Raw genomic sequence first — 16,982 nt, 5'->3', positions numbered from 1 at the left:
AAAAGAAAGGCCCGCATCTGCGGGCCTTTCCCTCCAGCAATCAGGCGTTCGCGATCAACGTCCCGGCACGCGACAGCAGGTGCGTGAGGCACTGAGGTTCTGGGAAACACCTGAATTGTTTTTCGCCGAGCAGGTGCCATTCCTGGCATATGCCAAAGGCATGTCCCAGTTCGCCGCGCAATTGGTGGCGGTCTGGGTATAGCCGGTAGAGCAGGCTGGGGCAACGGCGTTGCTTGATCCCCCGGCCGCGACAGCCACGATAGTCGTCGCCGTCTCTTCGCATTCCAGCGCGGTGGCCTGCGGATTGATGAAGTAGCCGATGATGTCGATCACCACATGCGTACTGGGCGAAGCGTAGACCGACATCTCAAGTGACGATGGGCTCTGGTCGAGCTTGATGACCGTCATGCTGCTGACCAGCGCACCAGCCTTGAAGGCCATGGTGGCGGCAAGCGGTTTGGTAGTCAGGTAGGGGAAAGCGGTGATGTAGCCCTGCGCGGCGGGATTGACCACGGTGATGTTGAGGGCGGCGGCGGCGAATGAGCCCGCCGCGCCTACACCGCAATTGCTGGCGTCGCCCCCCTGGAAGCTGTAATCGGCGGCGGCGGTTACGTCGAAGCCGCGGGTTTCACCTGCAGCAAGCGCTCCGCCTGCCAAGCGCGTGTCGGCGATGCGGCAGGGCGAAACCGGAACATAGGTCAGGTCGGCTGCGATGTCGCCCAGGCTCTTGGTGGGCAGGTTCGTCGCCTGCGTGCCGGCGCCCGGCTTACTCAACAGGACGTTGTTCATGCCGTCGAACGTACGGGCAGCCGTGGCGCGGTCCAGCGTATTCGTGTCGACACGGCCCAGCAGCGGCGCCATTTCGATCGCCCATTGCCTCGGGCTGATCCGGTAGGCTCCCTCGACGAACGGCGACCACTTCAGCACCAGCTGATAGACCTTGTTCCAGCGCTCGGAATGCGGCTGCGCCCGCTCGGCCGCTTGTGCCCCGGCCGCAAGCGAGGCAGCGAGGATTGTCGCAGCCGCCAGCATGGCGCCCGCCTTTCCTTTGATGACTTTCATTGTTTCCCCCAATCGGCCGGCGGACGCCGGTCAGCCATTTAACGGCAAACCCCCCGGCACCAGGACATCCGGGGCGAAAAATCGATCCAGTCGCCTTGGCCACGACCGCACCGGGATCCGCGAAGGCCCGGCAGGCACGCCGCCCCGCGATCCGGGCGTCTGCCATGATCATTTCGTGATTTCCTTCATCATCCCGGCCCACGACGAGGCCCGCCTGATCGGCGACACGCTCGCATCGATCCGGGCCACGGCAGACGCGTTGTCCCTCCATTGCGAAGTCGTCGTCGTCGACGACGCGTCCAGCGACGACACCGGCGCCATTGCCCACACCGCGGGTGCGCGCGTGCTGCGGGTCGAACATCGCCACATCGCCGCCACCCGCAACGCCGGCGCGCGAACCGCGCAGGGCGAGGTCCTCTTCTTCGTCGACGCGGACACGCTGGTCAATCCCGACGTCGTCCGCGCCGCGTTGCAGGCGTTGGATGCCGGCGCGGTCGGCGGCGGCTGCGCACTGCGGTTCCCCAGCACGCTCGACCGATCCCAGCGCATCGTGATAGGCGTCGCCCTGCAGCTGCTTCGGATCGTCCGCGTCGCCCCAGGCTGCTTCCAGTTCTGCACCCGCACGGCCTTCGAGGCCACCGGTGGCTACGACGAGCACTGGTTCGCCGCGGAAGACGCGGTGATGAGCCGCGCCCTAGCGCGCGTCGGCCGCTTCGTGCTCCTGCGTGAAACGGTGACCACGTCCAACCGCAAGCTGCAGACCTACAGCGTCCGCGAGCACCTGCTGCTGTTCTGGCACCTGCTGCGCCACGGCCGTTCGACCCTTCGTTCGCGCGATCGATTGGGGCTCTGGTACGCGAAGCGTCGGCATTGAGCCGCGCCCCAAGGATCCGTGCCTCGATGACGGAATTCGCTCCCGCGATCCCCCAACCGGGGGAGTGACAACACGCGGCGGTTCTCCCGCAATGGACCGCAACAACGCGCCCATCCGGTCAGCGGCCGGGCGCGATCCGATCACGCCCCAGCGAGGCATGCCATGAATCTCATCTATTCGCACAGCCGCCACAGCGCCCGCGCGTTCGCGCTGCACCACGACTTCATGCCGGGTGACTGGAAGTGGCTCGAGGATGCCGACGTCCTGCGCCAGAACCCGCGCGCCGACGTGTTCAAGGTCGAGCATTGGGAGGCCAACCCGCACCATGCGCAGATCGATGAAGCGCTGGAGCGCGCACGCAAGCAGCACCGGCTCGGCGCGCTGGTCGATGTCAACGAGGGCAGTGGAACGCTGGGCGTTTCGGGCTCCTAGCGCTCGGCGTCCTCGCGGCAGCCGAGCGGCTGCCGTTCCCCCGGTCCAGCGCCCGAGGACGGCGCGATGACCTGGCCGGGCCGCTCCGGCCCCTTTCATGCGGCTTTCACCGCAGCGGCCGGATGGTGCGGCATGCCCAGCCGGTCGTCCCGCCCATGATCGACATCACCGACATCCTCGCCGCGCGGATCCTCATCGTCGATGACGACGCCGCGACGGTGCAGGGCCTGGCCCAGGCGCTGGTCAACAACGGCTACGGGCGCGTCTCCACCACCACCGACCCCGCCGCGGTGTGCGCGCTGCATCGCGACAACGACTACGACCTGATCGTGCTCGACGTGCAGATGCCGGGCATGGATGGCTTCGAAGTGATGGAAGGCCTCAAGGAATTCGAGCGCGAGGGCTACCTGCCGGTGCTCGTGCTCACGGGCGAACCGGGCCATCGCATGCGCGCGCTCAAGCTGGGCGCGAGGGATTTCCTGCGCAAACCCGTCGACGTCGACGAACTGCTGCTGCGGGTGCGCAACATGATCGAAGTGCGCCTGCTGTACAAGGAACGCTCGCCGGTCGCTGTAAGTGCCTGATTCGAACGAAGCCGTGCCACGACGGCATCGCCGCACCACGATTCAGCGGACCGAGTGATCGCCGCGTTGGCCTACGGGTAGTTCCGCGACCGGATGCCCGATCAGCAATCGCCCGCCTGCACCCAGCCATTGTCGACGCGCTTCATGCGCCGGCCATCGATGCAACGCGTGGTCTTCGCCTGTTCCTGCTGCGCGGATTTGCGCGCCTGCTCCTGCGCACGCAGGCGTTGCTGGATGCGCTGCGCGGCCTCGCGCGTCTCGCGCCAGGAAGCTTCTCGGGCCTGCGCCTCGGCGTCGCGGGCCGCCTGGTCGATGGGGGCTGCGGGCGGCGCGGGCGACGGTGCGGGTGCCATCGCCGGCGCATCGACCTTCGACGTCGCGGCGGGCGGCAATGCGGGTTCATCGATCTTCGGTGTCGCCGTGGTCGCCGGTGCCGGCGTCGAGCCGGCGTTCGTGCGGGGCTTCATGTTCTGGATGGACACCGCAACCGCCAGCGCGACGACGCACGCCACCGCGACCACCCATCCCGGAATTCCAAACCTGTCCAGCATCATCCTGTCCCGCCTGTTCGGCACCTGGCGCCGCTACCGAGCGCTCTGGCGCCTTTGTGCGTCAAAGCGCGTCGGGTGGCAAGCCCGGTGTGCGCAGTCGCCGTCGGCAATCGCCGCATCCGTGATGCACGGCGGAGTATCGACGCTCCAACGACCTGCACGAGCGAGTCAGCGATGGACGACGCGGGAAGCTCCTATGGGCAGGTGGTCGTCGGGCCCGCGTCGCCCGACATCCGACGTTGCGGAGCCGCGGCCCGGGCGCCAGTTGGATGCATTTGCCGCCGCCCTATACCGCCGGGGCAACCCTCAACACAGGCGCAGTCCTGCCCGCAGGCGCGGTGCCTTTCCACTTCCACAGCAGCACCAGCACGGCGAAGTCGATCACCACGGCGAACACCGTCGACTCCGGACCGAAGGCGCCGCCGGTCATCCAGTCGGGCCGGTCCTGCAGTCGCGGCAGGACCCAGCCGGGCAGGTCGACGCCGCTGACGTCGAAGCCAAGCACGTGGCCCTGCATCCAGTTCCAGCCCAGGTGCAAACCAATCGGCAGGGCCAGGCTGCGCGTGCGCAGGTAGGCCATCCCGAGCATCAGTGCCGCGAGCGCGATATCTATCGTGGCCCAGACCTTGATCGCACCGTGCATGTCCGGGTTGCCCCAGTGTGCGAGCGCAAACAGCAGCGCGAGCGCGAACTGCGCGACCCACACACCCGCGCCGTCGACCAGCCGCTGGAACAGGAATCCGCGGAACAACAGTTCCTCGAACAGCGCCACGAACACGAACGTATACAGCCCCGCGCAGAGCGCTCCGATGCTGTGCGCGGGGTCGAGTTCAAAACGCACCGCGCCCGTCGCCCACATCAGCGCGACCACGACGATCATCGAACCCATGCCCAGCAGCGTTCCCCATGCGGCTTCCTTCGCCCAGCGCCGGTCCAGGCGCAGGCCGACGCTTGCCAGCGGCTCCCGGCGCAACAGCGTGCAGGCCCACGTCGAGAGCAGGATGAAGACGAACGCGAGCGGCTCGAGCCAGAACTTGGCGATACCCATCGCCTTCAACGCGTGCGACAGCGGGGCGTGGACGAAGCGGCTGGCGAAGACGATGCCGATGAATATCAGCATCCACCAGCCATTGCGCAGGCGGTGATCGCGATCGAAGAAGAGCTGCTTCAACGGGGAATTCCTTCGTGGTTCGTCGGCCCCATTGTCGGCGGGCGCGCCAAATCGAAGGAATGTGCAGAAGGTCACCGTGACCACAGGCCACGGCGGTTGCCGGCTCAGACGGCCGCCAGCGTCGCCGATGGCATCCGCACCATGGGGCGCAGCGCGACGGTGCGCGTGGTGTCCATCAGCTGCAGCTCCCCGCCCTGGATCATCGCGGTCAGGCGCATGCCGCGCCCGAGGTGACGGCATCGACGCTGTCGGCATCGATGTCGATGCCGGTATGGTTATTCAGCCGCGCGAGCGTCGCCGCGTTCTTGTCCCACCACACCTGCGCGGCGCGGCCGCCGTAATTCACCACGACGACCTGCTGTGCGCGGCCACAGGCCTTGCGGATGCGCGCCTCGTCCGGCTGACCCAGTTCGATCCATTGCTCGATCTCGCCGATGTAGTCGCGACGCCACAGCGCCGGATCCTCTTCGTCGCTCAGGCCGCGCCCGAACTCCAGCCGCTCGTCCGCGTGCAGCGCGAACGCGACCAAGCGCACCTTCTCACGCCAAGCTGAGCGGCAAAAAAAGCAAAGCGCCCCTCTCGGGGCGTTTGCATGACCAGTCTTTGCAGGTTTTGACACAGACTGACTGGGCGGGCCTTCGGGATGGAACGATGTATGTCGATGCTTACCGGCGCGGCGCTTGGCGGTAGTGCATGTCTTATCACCGCCCCGGCACGCGGCAGCAGCGGGCGGTCGCGGTCACTGTTCCCGCCGAAGCGCTGTCGTTCACCATATTGCAATGCGACGACCAACTGCCCGCGACCCGCATGCCGAAGATGGAAGGACGGCACTGCGTTTCGACTGCCGTGTAGCCCGCGGGGCACGCACCCGCGAACGCATTTCCGGCCGCCCCCGCCGCCAGATTGAGCGGCGTGCCGTCGACCTCGACGCACTGCAGCGCGGTCGCTTCGGGATTGATGAAGTAGCCCACGATGTCGCCGACGACATGCGTACCGGGCTGCGAATAGATCGTCATTTCATTGGCCGATACCCCCTGATCGAGGCGTACGACCGTCATGCTCGACGTCAGGGCGCCGCCCTTGAAGGCGATGGTGGCAGCCACCGGCTGCGTCGTCCCGAACGGAAAGGCCGTGATGTAGCCCGTGCTGCCGGTGGAATTGATCACGGTGAAATTGATGGCGGCGGCGGCGAAGGAACCCGCAGCGCCGGTGCCCCCGCAGTCGGAGGCGCTGCCACCCTGGAAGCTGTAATCGGAGACAGCAGTGACGTCGAAGCTGCGGGTCGTGCCGTTGGCGATCTCGCCGCCGGCAATGCGCGTATCGAAGAGGCGGCAGGGCGGGACGGATACGAACGTCAGGTCCGTACCGGCATCACCCAGCGCCTTGGTCCCCATGCTCGGCTGCACCAGCGCCTGGTTCATGCCATCGAAGGTCCGCGCCTGCAGGGCGGTCTCCAGGCGGACGATCTCGGCCCGGCCCAGCACCGGGGCCATGTCGAGCGCCCACTTCTTCGGGTTGGCCCCGTAGGCTTCCTGGACGTACGGCGCCCACTTCAGGAGCAGCTGGTGAGCCAAGGTCCAGCGCGTGGCGCTGGTTCCGGCTTGCCTGGCCTGGGTCGACGGCCCCGGTTGAACGGCGGCGGCGATCGACATGGACGAGACCAGGGCCGCCGCAAGGGCTGCCTTTGCAGTTGAAGATTTCATTTTTCCCCTCGGGTACTTGCGGCTGACGAGCCGTCATCGGTCACCCAGGGAGAACGGCATGGAGCGCCGGTTCAGGCCATGGGGACCCCCGAACGAGGTCATGACACGTCGCAACGCACTCACCTTCGCCCTGCGGAATTGCGGTGAGCTGTTCAATACGCTGGGGTCAGCGGATTCGCGGACGATGCGATTCAACAGACCGCGCGCGATCTGTTCCGTCGATCAGGCCGACGGACATGCGAGACCAACGATTTGCACGTGCAGCCGACCCGACCTGCTTCGACGACCGTTGTTACGTTGCGTTGACTGCCCCGCCCATCCGCACCGTCGGACGAACCGCGATGGTGCGCGTGGTATCCATCAGCTGCAATTCGCCGTCCTGGATCATCGCTGTCAGTCGCATGCCGCGCTCGAACAGCGTCGCGATCGCATCGACGCTGTCGGCATCGATATCGATGACGGTCAGGTTCTTCAGCCGGTCCAGCGTCACTGCGTTCTTGCTCCACCACACATCGGCGGCGCGGCCGCCGTAGTTCACCACGACCACCTGTTGCGAGCGGCCGCAGGCCTTGCGGATGCGCGACTCGTCCGGCTGGCCCAGTTCGATCCATTGCTCGATCTCGCCGGTGTAGTCCCGACGCCACAGCGCCGGTTCTTCCTCGTCGCTGAGGCCGCGACCAAACTCCAGCCGCTCGTCCGCATGCAGCGCGAACGCCAGCAGGCGCACCATCAGCCGCTCCTGCGTCTCCGAGGGGTGCTGCGCCAGGGTGAGGTTGTGCGACGCGTAGTAGTGCCGGTCCATGTCGCTGACCTGCAACTCGGCTTTGACGACGGTGGCCTTGGGTGCCATGGGTTGCTCTGGCTGGTAGGCCGGGCGGAAAGGGCAGCCATTCTAGGGCCGCCGGCAGGCGCACGTCTGGCCCCGCTGCCAGGGAATTCTCTTCGCGAGGCGAAACGGTGCTCTGACCTTCTCACCGCTGACAGCCGCGCGTGGAGGGCAGCTTCAGGTCGGCCCTGGAGTGTGTTGTGATCGGGGCAGAGTCTTGGGGCACATTCCTCCGCCCCGATTGACCGCGTTCGAGTGCCTACTTCGCGGGCGCCTTCAACTCGATGATCAGCACCTTCACGTCGGACTTTCCGGTGTTCACGGTGTCGTGCGTCACCGGTCCGCTCCACAGCGCTTCGCCGGGCTGGGTGACGCGCTCCTTGGTCGAGCCGTCGCCCATCGTCTGCTTCGCCTTGCCGCCGGTGATGTAGTAGACGATGTTGTCACCGTGCGAATGCATGCCCGTGCTCTCGCCGGGCGCAAAGCTGAGCTCCATCACGCGTACTTTCTCGTTATCGAGCAGCACTTTGACGTGCTTGCCTGCGGTCACTGCCATGTCCTGTGCGCTGGCACACAGGGGCAGCATGGCGGTCGCGGCGAACAGGTACGCGACGAGGGCGGAACGGTCCATGGACGTCTCCGGGCAATGGAAATGTGATGCCGCGGCGAGCGCGGCCCGCTATCCGAGCATGGCGGTACGGGGTCAGCCATCCCCCATCTGGGGCACTGCGGCATGGCTGGCGACGGCGCCGGAACACACCGCCCTCTCCGCGGCAGTGCGGGCTGTTCTGTGGTCATCGGTGCCGGGTGTTTCGTACTGCCCGGGAGCAGATCCGGCTCGTTCTCGATCCAGCGATCAGCGCAGCAGCTGCATCAACTCGGAAATGCTCTCGTCCTGCGCAGGCTCGAACGCAAAGCCGAGGTGATCGACCGCAACCCGTGTCACGTGCCCGTGCAGCATGATCGGGTGGTCGGTGTCGGACAGAAAGAACACCCGCAGCGAAGCGCCATCCGTAGGTGCCCAGTCGTTGGACAACCCGAAACGCGCCCCGCCTGCCGAGATATCGAAGATCTGCGCGTCATGCCCATGGCCATTGGGCACGATCATGACCGCGCCGGCGAGTTGTTTGCGTGGCGCCCGACGCTGTTCAGTGTCCATGTGCTTGCTACCCGCGGGGGATTCATCTCCTTCCAACGACGGCCGCAGGCAGGAGCGGCCGCGCACGCCGCGGCAAACCCACCACCCCTGCTGGATGAACGCGCCTCAATGATTGTTCTCCGGCCCTCCAGACGATTTGCTTCCGGCATACCGCCCATCGACGACGGGATGGGTCGGCTATGGCCGTCACCGCGCCCAACCCGGCCGGGCGGTGGTCAAGGATCCCGCCGCGTCCACGTTTCGAGGCTACCTGACGGGTACTACCCGGATCGACTCGCCTGCCGTCGGCGCGTACGCGCCAGTGGTAAACGTCCAGTGCCTGTCGGGAATATTCTCCGGTCGACGGCAGTCGCTTTCGAAGATGGCGATCTCTCCGGTGGCCGTACCTGCTTGCGCGGCATCGATGCGCAGATCGGCGAAGACGTTCACCGGCGACTTCACGTTCAGCGTGGTGCCGGGCACCAGGCCATCGGCATCGCCATGGTCCACCGTTACGCGATAGCGCTTCTCGCAGTAACCCCCGCTGCGGAAATCCGGTCGGGACTCGACCTTGACCACGCCCACGTCGAGCGCCCTGCTGCGGATGGCCTGGCGGAACTTTTCCGGCAACGCCGGCAACCCGGTCACCGGTTTCGTCTCGTCCCCACGGGCAAGCAGGAACATGCCATGCATCCGCGGTCGCGGCTCGAAGCCGCGATGTATCGCATTGACGAAGTCGAACATGCGCGAGTTCGGGATGAGGTAGCGCCGCGCACCCCATCGCACCGGCACGACTTCGTCCGCGAATCCGCCGAAGCCACCCGGATTGACCTGGGTGAACTGGAACGACAGGCGGCCGTCCGGCTGCTCCCGGATGCGCCCCTCGTTGGCACCGTACAGTCCCATGCAGCCGAACCACGTAGCCGCCACGCCAGCCTGGGGGGCGATCATCACCGTGATGTTCGCGCCCAGGCCATCGCCCTGGAAATACTCGCCAGCCCAGGGATGTCCGCGAAGCTGTTCCAGCTCGGCCGCGATGGCCTGCTGTCGTTCGCGTATCGCCTGCGGCAGTCCATTGGACTCCTCATCCTCCTGCGCGGCGGCGTCCCGACTGGACGCCGGGGACTTCGCGAGCGGTGCCAGCAGCCCGATCGTGCACAGCCCTGCCAGAACGATGGTGTGCACCACCACATGCGCTGCCTTCACACGCCGCTTGTCCATGACGTCCTCCGCGACGACCGGTGCCCGATCGCCTTCGACGTGGATAACGGTCGAACACGCGATACGGGGCTGCGGTGTGCTTCGCGATAGCGCGCCGTTCCGGCTACTGGCCCCTGCGCTCGGCTGGTCCGCCCTTGTCCGGCGACTTGCCCACCGACAGCATCGTCGCGAACGCGCCGTCCACATCCTGCGGCGTCAACGCGCAATGGCCCTTGCCCACGCGCGGCAGCACCGTGAGCAGGCGCTCGGCACCGGCCTCGCGCACGCGTTGCGTGTATCGGGCACCGAAGCGCGCGGGAACGGTCGGATCATCGCGGTTGGAGAGCAGCACCACCGGGGTGGCGACGCGGCCGGTGAGCGGTGCATTGCGCTGCAGGTAATCCATCGCCTTCGCGTCCCCGGTGTAGCGACGCGCGGCCGCATTGAACGCCGCGTCGTCGCCGAAGCCGGTGTAGACGTAATCGCGATTGTCGACCGGGAAACCGCCCGCACGCGTCGCCACTTCACGCAGCGCGACGTATTGCAGCATCAACGCTCCGGCCAGGTCCTCGCGCAGGATGTCGAAGCGTTGCGCCAACAGCTTCGCCTTGGCCTCGTTGCCGTGCAGCGCGGCCTCGATCACCGCCGGATCGACCATCGGCGGCAGCGACGGATCGGCCAGACCGCCCGGGGCCTGCGGCAACACGCGCGGAAACAGCACCTCGAACGCGACCAGCGGCGCCAACGCCCCCTGTGTGAACAGCTCGTACGCTGGCGCATTGACGCCGCACATCGACAACGCGCCGGCGTACTCGTCCGGATAGGCCTCGGCACTGGCGAGCACGATCTGCCCGCCCATCGAGATGCCGACCAGCCAGCTGCGCCGCGGCTCACCGTGCCCGGCGATGAAATGCTCACGCAGCCGCTGGTTGTCGGCCACGGCTTCGGCCACCGCCCAGCCCTGCGTTGCGTAGCCACTGCCCGCAACGGCGTAGCCCTTCGCCAGCATCTGCTCGGCGAACGCATCGCGCGGCCACGGATCGGGGCGCGGCACACCCACCGGCTCATAGCCGTGCAGGAACATCACCAGCTCGCCATTCCAGTCCGCGGGCACGTCGATGCGATACGGCGCGCCTTGCAGCACGCCGCTGTCCACGTTGCCGGTCTTGCTCATGGGCGCAGCCATCGCCGCCGCGGCCGGCTCAGGCAGTGACGACGTGGGCGCATCACGCATCGACGATGCGCAGGCGGTCAGGCCGACCAGCAACACAACAGGCAACAGGCGCGCGCGTAGCGTCATGGCTGAACTCGGTCCGAAGGAAGGTCGAGTGTAATGATTGCCAAAAGCCCGCGTCTGCGCACAAATGGGGCGACTTCCAGCCGAGCCCGCCTGATGACCCATCACGTCCCGCCCACCGCTGCCCGGTCCGCCGTGCTCGCCCTCGCGATCACCCTCACTATCGCCGCACTCGCCGGCTGCGCGACGACGCAGGCCACGACGGCAGCACTCGTAGTCGGCCAGGAAACGATGTTCGAAGGGGAAGTGGTTGGCGTCGACACCGCCCCCTGGGCCTACGACGGCAACGCGTCGGTCACCGTGACCACGCCGTCCGCCGCCACGGTGCAAGTGCAGCTGCCCGCGCGCTGGAACCTGTGCAAAGCCGCGCCGCCCGGCGACGTGCAGGCACTCAAGCCGCATGACCGCGTGCAGGTCGCCGGTACGGTCACGGCACCGGACACCGTGGTGGTGTGCTCGCAGCCGCAGCATCATCTGCGCAAGGTGGGCGATTGATCGCTGGGGGCGACTGACGGCCTTGCACCGTCCGTCCACGGTTGCGACCCGTTACTCGCCTTTGCCGGGATCAAGATCGTCCGGCATCAACAGCACCATTGATTCGCAGGCTTTTGCCCGGCAACCCCAGTAACGCTCGTCGCCGCCATTGCGCCAGAGGGCAGTGGACGCGGCATTGATGGTGAAATCCCATCGCCGGCCCTCCGCCGTCAGCGTGCCGCTGATCGTGCATGGCAAGTCGTAGAACTCGTGGGCCTTGCCCTCCGGTTCTTCGCGACTCGACGCGAAGAACCGCTCAACCTGCGCCTTGCTAAAGCGCCATGCGCTGCAGGCCTTGGGCAACTGCCTGTCGCCTGTGCTCGCCTCCGATGCCAGGACAGCCGGCTGTACGTCCTCGATCGCCAGTAGCCCGAGGGATTCAGCGCGAGGGGCCGCGCGGCTGCAGGACATCAGTAACAGGGGCCCTAGAGTCGCCGTGCTGGCGCAAAGTGGGCACGCTTTGCCAGAACGTTCGGTGAGGTATCACTGGTAATTTCGACTTCCTTGTCGATGAGTGCGCAGTAATACATTCAAACCCTCGGCCGCGGACCGGCAATTTCAGGCGTTTGCATGGTGGCCATTGCGACAGCGGGTGCAGCCGGCGAGTGGGCATGGAACCGGGCGAGCGACCGTTCGATCGGCATATCCACCGCATCCTGTGTCTTCATGTATGCGAGGCGACTGGCCGGGTCGCTGGGCCCACCTTGCACGACGAAGACGTTCTCGCCGGCGCGCGTGTGAACACCGTGAACGCTGAGCAGTACCCTATCGATGCGTTCGAGGCCGTTTTGCCTGGCGAGGTAAGCGAGGCTAGCTGTCATGCGCTCGCTGGTGCTGTCGTAAGTCCTGCCCATCGACGCGTCCAGATGACGCACCGCTGCTTCTGCCTGCTCGTGCAGTTGTGTACGCATTGGCGGCGTGGCTTCCGTCCCGGTGTGGGACGCTCCCGAGGGAGGCTGCGGTGCGACTGGTCGCATGCGACTTGCCTGGATCGCATTGTCAACGGAGTCCAGCGTGATGGCATCCGCTCGGCCGGTAACCGGGAGCGCATGTTGGCGCTGAAACGTCCTCACCGCCTGCTCGGTGGATGCACCAAAACTTCGACTCACGCTCGGTTCGCGGCCTCGCGCATCGTGCACATCCAGCTCGCGCAGATTCTCCTGCAACTGCCCAACGTCGGCGCCGGTCTCACCTCGACGCAATGCGCCTTCCGCCATCGCGGCCCAACCCACTCTGGGAGCCACTGGTTCGCCGGCCTGGATGCGACCCGCATCCAGATCGGCGACGAACTCTGGAGTCAGCAACGCGTGCCAGGCATCAAAGCGGTTGTGCCGATCAGGCAACCCGATTTCGCCACCATTGATGGCGATGGTTGCCGCAGATACATCATCCCGATCATCGGCGGGGACGCGGCGTTGCCAGTACCACGCTGCTATGCGCGCTGCATTCTCCGGTTCGGCTGCGAGGTCGGGGTTGGCGACAAGCTCGAGGCCCACGCCCTGCCCTGCATCGCGATAGTTGGCCTCGCCAGTCAACATCACGTAGCCACGTCCGCGGTAACGGTATCCGTCGCCCGCGTCGTCATTGCCCATGCGACCTCCATACATGAGGCGCGCCAATTCAGTGGGCTGCCCGTCCATTGCCTGCTGCCGAGCCGCTTCGAGTACCTCACGCCCTTCACGAAAGGCGGCGTCTACCGGTATGGCGTCGATTCCCCGGGTGTAGCGGAAGCCCTCCTGGAGCCGGGTGAATCCGAGCGACTCATGGCCCATCTGCGCCATGAAATTCGACAGCTCTTCCCGTGACTCGATTCCCGTAGTCCGGGCGGCGGCGAGTACGGATAGCTCGTTTGCAGTTGGCATACAGTCGCTCCTGGACACGGTGCCGGATCAGAATCCTTCGACGGGCAGGGAATCCGGGGCGAACTGCGAGATGGATATCTCACCGAAATCCCGGGCATCGAACCGCTTCTGCTCGGTCGTGCCCTCCTGTCGATCGAGCACGCTGCTGTTGAACTCCCTCAGCATCCATGTGTTCGCCGAGGGAACGTAGTCGAACGAATAGCGACGGGACCACATCTCGCGCGAACCTCCCTCGAAGACGAGCACGAAACCGTTCTTGTCGGCAATGAGATCGCGCAGAGGATCACCCAGCATGCCCCCTCTCGACTCCGGCAGGATGGCATCGCGATTCTCGACTACGCGCTCCAGGTGTCCGTCCGGAGAACGCCGGAGCAACAGCAGCGTTCGCGCTCCGCCTGATCCTGCTGCTCCCCGTTCCGACAGGACGGCAATGACATCGGCATCGCCGTCACCATCCAGGTCAGCGCTGCGCCACATGCGCACGTCAAAGTCATCGCCAGTGAATGCGGAGAGCTCATCGCTCGCCGCGTCGACAGTCTTTTCGGGCGGGTTCCTGACCAACCCGGTGCCGCCTCTTATCGCCGGAGTGCAGCCCAGCATGCAGGCCATCAGGAGCGAGGCCAGCGCGCTCCGGTACAAGAGATTGCCGGCCACCGGCACGTCGGACCAACCGCCGTCACCCGAACGGCGTGGGACATCCAGATGTCTCATCAAACACTCCTTTGCGTATCAGCGGCGGAAAGATAGCACTTGTTCGACGCACGATCCTGCGCCATCGATGGACAACCCATCCCTACTTGTACGCCACCCCCGCACTGGCCGGACCACCCAGCGGAATGATTTCTGTACGACTGAACCCGGCGTCGCGACACCACGCGGAAAAATCGCTGCCGGTGAAATCGAATGCGTCGCCGAATTCGATGAGCATGTTGAGTGACATCATCAAGCCGAAGGCATTCTCGCGACGGGCGTCGTCGATCAGGTTCTCGATGACCACGAACGCGCCGCCTGGCGGCAGGGCTTCAAAGGCCGCGCGGATGAGTTGTCGCTTCGTCTGCAGGTTCCAGTCGTGCAGGATCAATCCCATCGTCACCACGTCTGCGTGCGGCAATGGCTCGCTGAGGAAGTCGATCGGCTGCGCCGTGATCCGGTCCGACAATCCCGCCGCGGCGATCTCGCGCTGGGCGATCGCTACGACTTCGGGCAGGTCCGCGCTGATGCAACGCATGTGTGGGTGCCGCCGGGCGACGAACATCGACAGTTGTCCCGTTGCCCCGCCCGCGTCGCACATCGTTGTGTAACGCGAGAAGTCGAACTTGTCGGCGAAGGACTGGAAGTTGCCGGCGGAAATGCCGCTCATGGCGCGCATGAACTGCGCGAGGCGTTCGGGATCCCGATAGAGCTCGGCGAACATCGACGATCCGGTGCGCTTGATCTCGTTCTGCGGTTGCCCGGTGCGCAGCGCTTCGGTCAGCTCGCCCCAGAACGGATACAGGCGGGCATTGGCCATCTCCAGGAAGCCGCCGATATACCCCGGACTGGCGCGATCGAGGAATGCCGCCGTCTCGGCCGTATTGCGATAGCGGGCGCCCGGCCCGTCACCGTCGCGCTCCAGGAACCCCAGCGCGACGAGCGTGTCGAAGAAGTCGGGATTGGCACGCGCATGCAACCCCAGCGCCGCCTGGAGTTCATCGGCCGCCTGCGCGCCGGAGCCCAACCGGGTGAACAGTCCCAACTCCACTGCGGACAGCAACGTCTTCGCAGGCCAGAAGCCCATCCCGACCTCGGTGATCCGCGCGGGAGACAGATCGTTCATGGCAGCACTCCTGAAGGCGGCCCGGAAGTCGAACCGGCAAACAGATAACGTCCCTGCTCGAGACGTGCGGCCAATCGGATAAAGGGGGCGGAGGTAATTACGGCCTTCGACTACTTCCGCCCCCTTTGATGGTGCGCCCGGACCCGCTTCCCGACGCGCCGCGTGGCAAGGCAACTACGGCGTTGCGGGCGCCTGCCAGAGCTTGGCCTCTGGCTTTCCACCCAGCATCTGCGCGCGCACCAGCGGGATCGGCGGGCCACCGTAGCTGAGGAACTGGTCGTGGAATTCCTTCCACGCCTTGCGTCCACCGCGATCCTTCGTCCAATCCTCGCGCAGCTGCATGATCATCAGTTTGCCGAGCGTGTAGTTGAGGTACGCGGGGTCGTAGGTGCCACGCAACGCCTGCTGGTGCGCGTTGCCTGGATCCTGGACCGCCTTGTCGCGGAACATCTGCTCCGATTGCGCGACCGTCATGCTGCCGGTGTGCATGCCGATCGACGACAGCAACCGCACGTCGCGCAACAGGGCTTCACTGAGCTGGCCGATGTGCGCTTCGGGCGCGTGATCACCAAGGCCCGCGTCGTACATCATCTCTTCGCAGTAGTGCGCCCAACCCTCGGCGTATGCATAGCCAACGAACAACTGGCCGAACGGCCATTTCGCGCGATTGGCGTGCAGGAACTGCAGGAAGTGACCAGGCCACACTTCGTGCGCCGAAGTGAACAACAGCACGTCCTTGCCCGGCACGTAGGCGAGCTGGTCGGCTTTAGGCCAGGTCGGATCGGGCGGCGCGATGTAGTACACCGACGGCAGGTTCTTCTCGTACGGGCCGGGGATTTCGATGTAGGCGAAGTTGAAGCGGTTGAATGGCGGCGCCTCGTCGACCTTCGCCAGTTCGGTGCCGGGGATCGTGACCAGGTCGTTATCGACGATGAACTGGCGCAGTCCCGCGAGTTGCGCGCGGGCACCCTCGACCGCGCCGCCTTGCGGCTTGTCGCCGTTTACCTTGTCCATGCAGTCGCGCAGCGACTTGCCCGGTGCAAATTGCGCGCATGCGGCTTCCAGCGCCTTGGTGTTGCGTGCCAGATCCGCTTCCCCAGCGACCTTGATCTGTTCGATCGGCATATCCACCCATTCGGTCGCTTGCAGCATATGGGCGTACTTGTCCGCACCGAGTGCGAAGTCCTGCGTCGCGTGCGGCTGCTGCGCCTTCAACCATGCAGCCAGGCTGCCGACGGCTTCTGTCGCTTTGGCGTTGGAGGCCTTGAAGCGATCCTGCAATGCCTTGTCATCGACGGACGCGAACGCCTTGGGCACATCGTTCCTGAAGAAATCCGCGAGCCCGCCGAACACGCCGCTGCCGTATTCGATGTAGCTCGCGGGCAATGGTGTCTTCAGGTTCGCCTTGATCTGCTCCACCGCCTTCGGCAGAGCTTCCTGATAAGTCACGAACGCAGCCATGCGCTGCGCTAGCGGCGCATACGGACGCGTGAGGTACATGCTGGGCGACAGCGGATCGACGTAGAACGCGGGGTTCCTGTACGGGAAACCGGCTTCCTCGTACCAGAACAGCCGGCGATCGATTTCCGAAAGTGCGTAATCGCGGTGGAAGCGATCGATCGCTTCGAGTTGCGCATCGGGGTAGGCGGCGATGCGGTCGCGCTGCTGGTGCAACCATTGCACCGTTGCCTTCAGCCCGTCGGGCGAATAGTCCGGCAGTTTGCCGTCGAACTCATGCTTTCCGGCATTGGCGGCGTCGGTGGGGAAGTGATGGAAATAGCCATCGATGAAAGCATCGATCGCCGGTTGCAGTTGCACTTGCGCCTGCGCGGTGGTCGCAGGCACAGGTGCGTTGGTTTGCGGGGCACGCTCGCAGGCCGCGAGCAGAGTGATTACGAGTGAGGCCGGAAGCAGGATTGAGCGCACGGTAGG

Annotated in this window: 19 protein-coding genes; 4 read left to right on the top strand and 15 right to left on the bottom strand. The window is 65.7% G+C overall.

Annotated features, from left to right (window positions below; translation table 11 throughout):
• Positions 1–54 precede the first annotated feature (54 nt).
• The gene (locus tag ACYVD7_RS03270) at positions 55–1,062 is read right to left on the bottom strand and encodes a hypothetical protein (RefSeq protein WP_460758990.1); all 1,008 of its coding nucleotides are present in this window, start codon (positions 1,060–1,062) and stop codon (positions 55–57) included.
• A 175-nt stretch (positions 1,063–1,237) separates the two neighbouring features.
• Between ACYVD7_RS03270 and ACYVD7_RS03265 the strand changes: the two genes are divergently transcribed.
• From ACYVD7_RS03265 to ACYVD7_RS03255, 3 genes are all read left to right on the top strand, one after another.
• On the top strand, positions 1,238–1,936 hold the full coding sequence (locus tag ACYVD7_RS03265) for a glycosyltransferase (RefSeq protein ID WP_460758988.1): 699 nt from the start codon (positions 1,238–1,240) through the stop codon (positions 1,934–1,936).
• 162 nt (positions 1,937–2,098) lie between these two features.
• On the top strand, positions 2,099–2,368 hold the full coding sequence (locus tag ACYVD7_RS03260) for a hypothetical protein (RefSeq protein WP_460758985.1): 270 nt from the start codon (positions 2,099–2,101) through the stop codon (positions 2,366–2,368).
• A gap of 155 nt (positions 2,369–2,523) precedes the next feature.
• Complete coding sequence (locus ACYVD7_RS03255) at positions 2,524–2,952, top strand: response regulator (RefSeq protein ID WP_460758983.1); 429 nt, start codon at positions 2,524–2,526, stop codon at positions 2,950–2,952.
• Between the two features lie 101 nt (positions 2,953–3,053).
• Here ACYVD7_RS03255 and ACYVD7_RS03250 read toward each other — a convergent pair whose 3' ends face one another.
• The 9 genes from ACYVD7_RS03250 to ACYVD7_RS03210 form a co-directional block, all read right to left on the bottom strand.
• A complete protein-coding gene (locus tag ACYVD7_RS03250) occupies positions 3,054–3,503 on the bottom strand; it encodes a hypothetical protein (protein ID WP_460758980.1) in 450 nt (149 codons plus the stop codon).
• 286 nt (positions 3,504–3,789) lie between these two features.
• Positions 3,790–4,674 carry a lysostaphin resistance A-like protein gene (locus ACYVD7_RS03245; protein WP_460758977.1) on the bottom strand — a complete coding sequence of 295 codons (885 nt, stop codon included), beginning with the start codon at positions 4,672–4,674 and terminating at the stop codon, positions 3,790–3,792.
• A 208-nt stretch (positions 4,675–4,882) separates the two neighbouring features.
• Entirely contained in the window at positions 4,883–5,203 is a 321-nt protein-coding gene (locus ACYVD7_RS03240) for a YaeQ family protein (RefSeq protein WP_460758975.1), read from the bottom strand.
• 172 nt (positions 5,204–5,375) lie between these two features.
• Entirely contained in the window at positions 5,376–6,326 is a 951-nt protein-coding gene (locus ACYVD7_RS03235; RefSeq protein ID WP_460758972.1) for a hypothetical protein, read from the bottom strand.
• A 343-nt stretch (positions 6,327–6,669) separates the two neighbouring features.
• Positions 6,670–7,227, bottom strand: a complete 558-nt coding sequence (locus ACYVD7_RS03230; protein ID WP_460758970.1) for a YaeQ family protein — start codon at positions 7,225–7,227, stop codon at positions 6,670–6,672.
• Positions 7,228–7,462: 235 nt separating this feature from the next.
• Positions 7,463–7,834 carry a cupin domain-containing protein gene (locus ACYVD7_RS03225; RefSeq protein WP_460758967.1) on the bottom strand — a complete coding sequence of 124 codons (372 nt, stop codon included), beginning with the start codon at positions 7,832–7,834 and terminating at the stop codon, positions 7,463–7,465.
• A 225-nt stretch (positions 7,835–8,059) separates the two neighbouring features.
• Positions 8,060–8,362: a PilZ domain-containing protein gene (locus ACYVD7_RS03220; protein ID WP_460758964.1), complete on the bottom strand. Its 303-nt coding sequence runs from the start codon at positions 8,360–8,362 to the stop codon at positions 8,060–8,062.
• Positions 8,363–8,608: 246 nt separating this feature from the next.
• Positions 8,609–9,562 carry a hypothetical protein gene (locus tag ACYVD7_RS03215; protein ID WP_460758962.1) on the bottom strand — a complete coding sequence of 318 codons (954 nt, stop codon included), beginning with the start codon at positions 9,560–9,562 and terminating at the stop codon, positions 8,609–8,611.
• Positions 9,563–9,665: 103 nt separating this feature from the next.
• Positions 9,666–10,841 (bottom strand): hypothetical protein, encoded by a 1,176-nt coding sequence (locus tag ACYVD7_RS03210; protein ID WP_460758960.1) that lies wholly within the window; start codon positions 10,839–10,841, stop codon positions 9,666–9,668.
• 93 nt (positions 10,842–10,934) lie between these two features.
• On the opposite strand from ACYVD7_RS03210, the gene ACYVD7_RS03205 reads away from it, so the two are divergent.
• Positions 10,935–11,333 carry a hypothetical protein gene (locus tag ACYVD7_RS03205; RefSeq protein WP_460758958.1) on the top strand — a complete coding sequence of 133 codons (399 nt, stop codon included), beginning with the start codon at positions 10,935–10,937 and terminating at the stop codon, positions 11,331–11,333.
• 51 nt (positions 11,334–11,384) lie between these two features.
• On the opposite strand, the gene ACYVD7_RS03200 is transcribed toward ACYVD7_RS03205, so the two are convergent.
• The 5 genes from ACYVD7_RS03200 to ACYVD7_RS03180 all read right to left on the bottom strand — a co-directional run bounded on the left by ACYVD7_RS03200 (position 11,385) and on the right by ACYVD7_RS03180 (position 16,895).
• Positions 11,385–11,675: a hypothetical protein gene (locus tag ACYVD7_RS03200; protein ID WP_460758955.1), complete on the bottom strand. Its 291-nt coding sequence runs from the start codon at positions 11,673–11,675 to the stop codon at positions 11,385–11,387.
• Positions 11,676–11,902: 227 nt separating this feature from the next.
• Entirely contained in the window at positions 11,903–13,234 is a 1,332-nt protein-coding gene (locus ACYVD7_RS03195) for an XVIPCD domain-containing protein (protein WP_460758953.1), read from the bottom strand.
• A gap of 27 nt (positions 13,235–13,261) precedes the next feature.
• Positions 13,262–13,945: a hypothetical protein gene (locus ACYVD7_RS03190; protein WP_460758950.1), complete on the bottom strand. Its 684-nt coding sequence runs from the start codon at positions 13,943–13,945 to the stop codon at positions 13,262–13,264.
• Positions 13,946–14,027: 82 nt separating this feature from the next.
• Complete coding sequence (locus ACYVD7_RS03185) at positions 14,028–15,050, bottom strand: methyltransferase (RefSeq protein ID WP_460758948.1); 1,023 nt, start codon at positions 15,048–15,050, stop codon at positions 14,028–14,030.
• A 174-nt stretch (positions 15,051–15,224) separates the two neighbouring features.
• The gene (locus tag ACYVD7_RS03180) at positions 15,225–16,895 is read right to left on the bottom strand and encodes a DUF885 domain-containing protein (RefSeq protein WP_460758946.1); all 1,671 of its coding nucleotides are present in this window, start codon (positions 16,893–16,895) and stop codon (positions 15,225–15,227) included.
• Positions 16,896–16,982 lie beyond the last annotated feature (87 nt).

The sequence above is a fragment of the Lysobacter fragariae genome (assembly GCF_054779775.1).
This window is presented reverse-complemented; position numbering and strand designations above follow the sequence as displayed.

Bases quoted from the DNA above. Each gene is read 5' to 3' on its own strand.
- ACYVD7_RS03270 (WP_460758990.1), bottom strand. From the start codon at position 1,062: ATGAAAGTCATCAAAGGAAAGGCGGGCGCCATGCTGGCGGCTGCGACA.
- ACYVD7_RS03260 (WP_460758985.1), top strand. From the start codon at position 2,099: ATGAATCTCATCTATTCGCACAGCCGCCACAGCGCCCGCGCGTTCGCG.
- ACYVD7_RS03255 (WP_460758983.1), top strand. From the start codon at position 2,524: ATGATCGACATCACCGACATCCTCGCCGCGCGGATCCTCATCGTCGAT.
- ACYVD7_RS03250 (WP_460758980.1), bottom strand. From the start codon at position 3,503: ATGCTGGACAGGTTTGGAATTCCGGGATGGGTGGTCGCGGTGGCGTGC.
- ACYVD7_RS03235 (WP_460758972.1), bottom strand. From the start codon at position 6,326: ATGTCGATCGCCGCCGCCGTTCAACCGGGGCCGTCGACCCAGGCCAGG.
- ACYVD7_RS03230 (WP_460758970.1), bottom strand. From the start codon at position 7,227: ATGGCACCCAAGGCCACCGTCGTCAAAGCCGAGTTGCAGGTCAGCGAC.
- ACYVD7_RS03225 (WP_460758967.1), bottom strand. From the start codon at position 7,834: ATGGACCGTTCCGCCCTCGTCGCGTACCTGTTCGCCGCGACCGCCATG.
- ACYVD7_RS03220 (WP_460758964.1), bottom strand. From the start codon at position 8,362: ATGGACACTGAACAGCGTCGGGCGCCACGCAAACAACTCGCCGGCGCG.
- ACYVD7_RS03215 (WP_460758962.1), bottom strand. From the start codon at position 9,562: ATGGACAAGCGGCGTGTGAAGGCAGCGCATGTGGTGGTGCACACCATC.
- ACYVD7_RS03210 (WP_460758960.1), bottom strand. From the start codon at position 10,841: ATGACGCTACGCGCGCGCCTGTTGCCTGTTGTGTTGCTGGTCGGCCTG.
- ACYVD7_RS03205 (WP_460758958.1), top strand. From the start codon at position 10,935: ATGACCCATCACGTCCCGCCCACCGCTGCCCGGTCCGCCGTGCTCGCC.
- ACYVD7_RS03195 (WP_460758953.1), bottom strand. From the start codon at position 13,234: ATGCCAACTGCAAACGAGCTATCCGTACTCGCCGCCGCCCGGACTACG.
- ACYVD7_RS03190 (WP_460758950.1), bottom strand. From the start codon at position 13,945: ATGAGACATCTGGATGTCCCACGCCGTTCGGGTGACGGCGGTTGGTCC.
- ACYVD7_RS03185 (WP_460758948.1), bottom strand. From the start codon at position 15,050: ATGAACGATCTGTCTCCCGCGCGGATCACCGAGGTCGGGATGGGCTTC.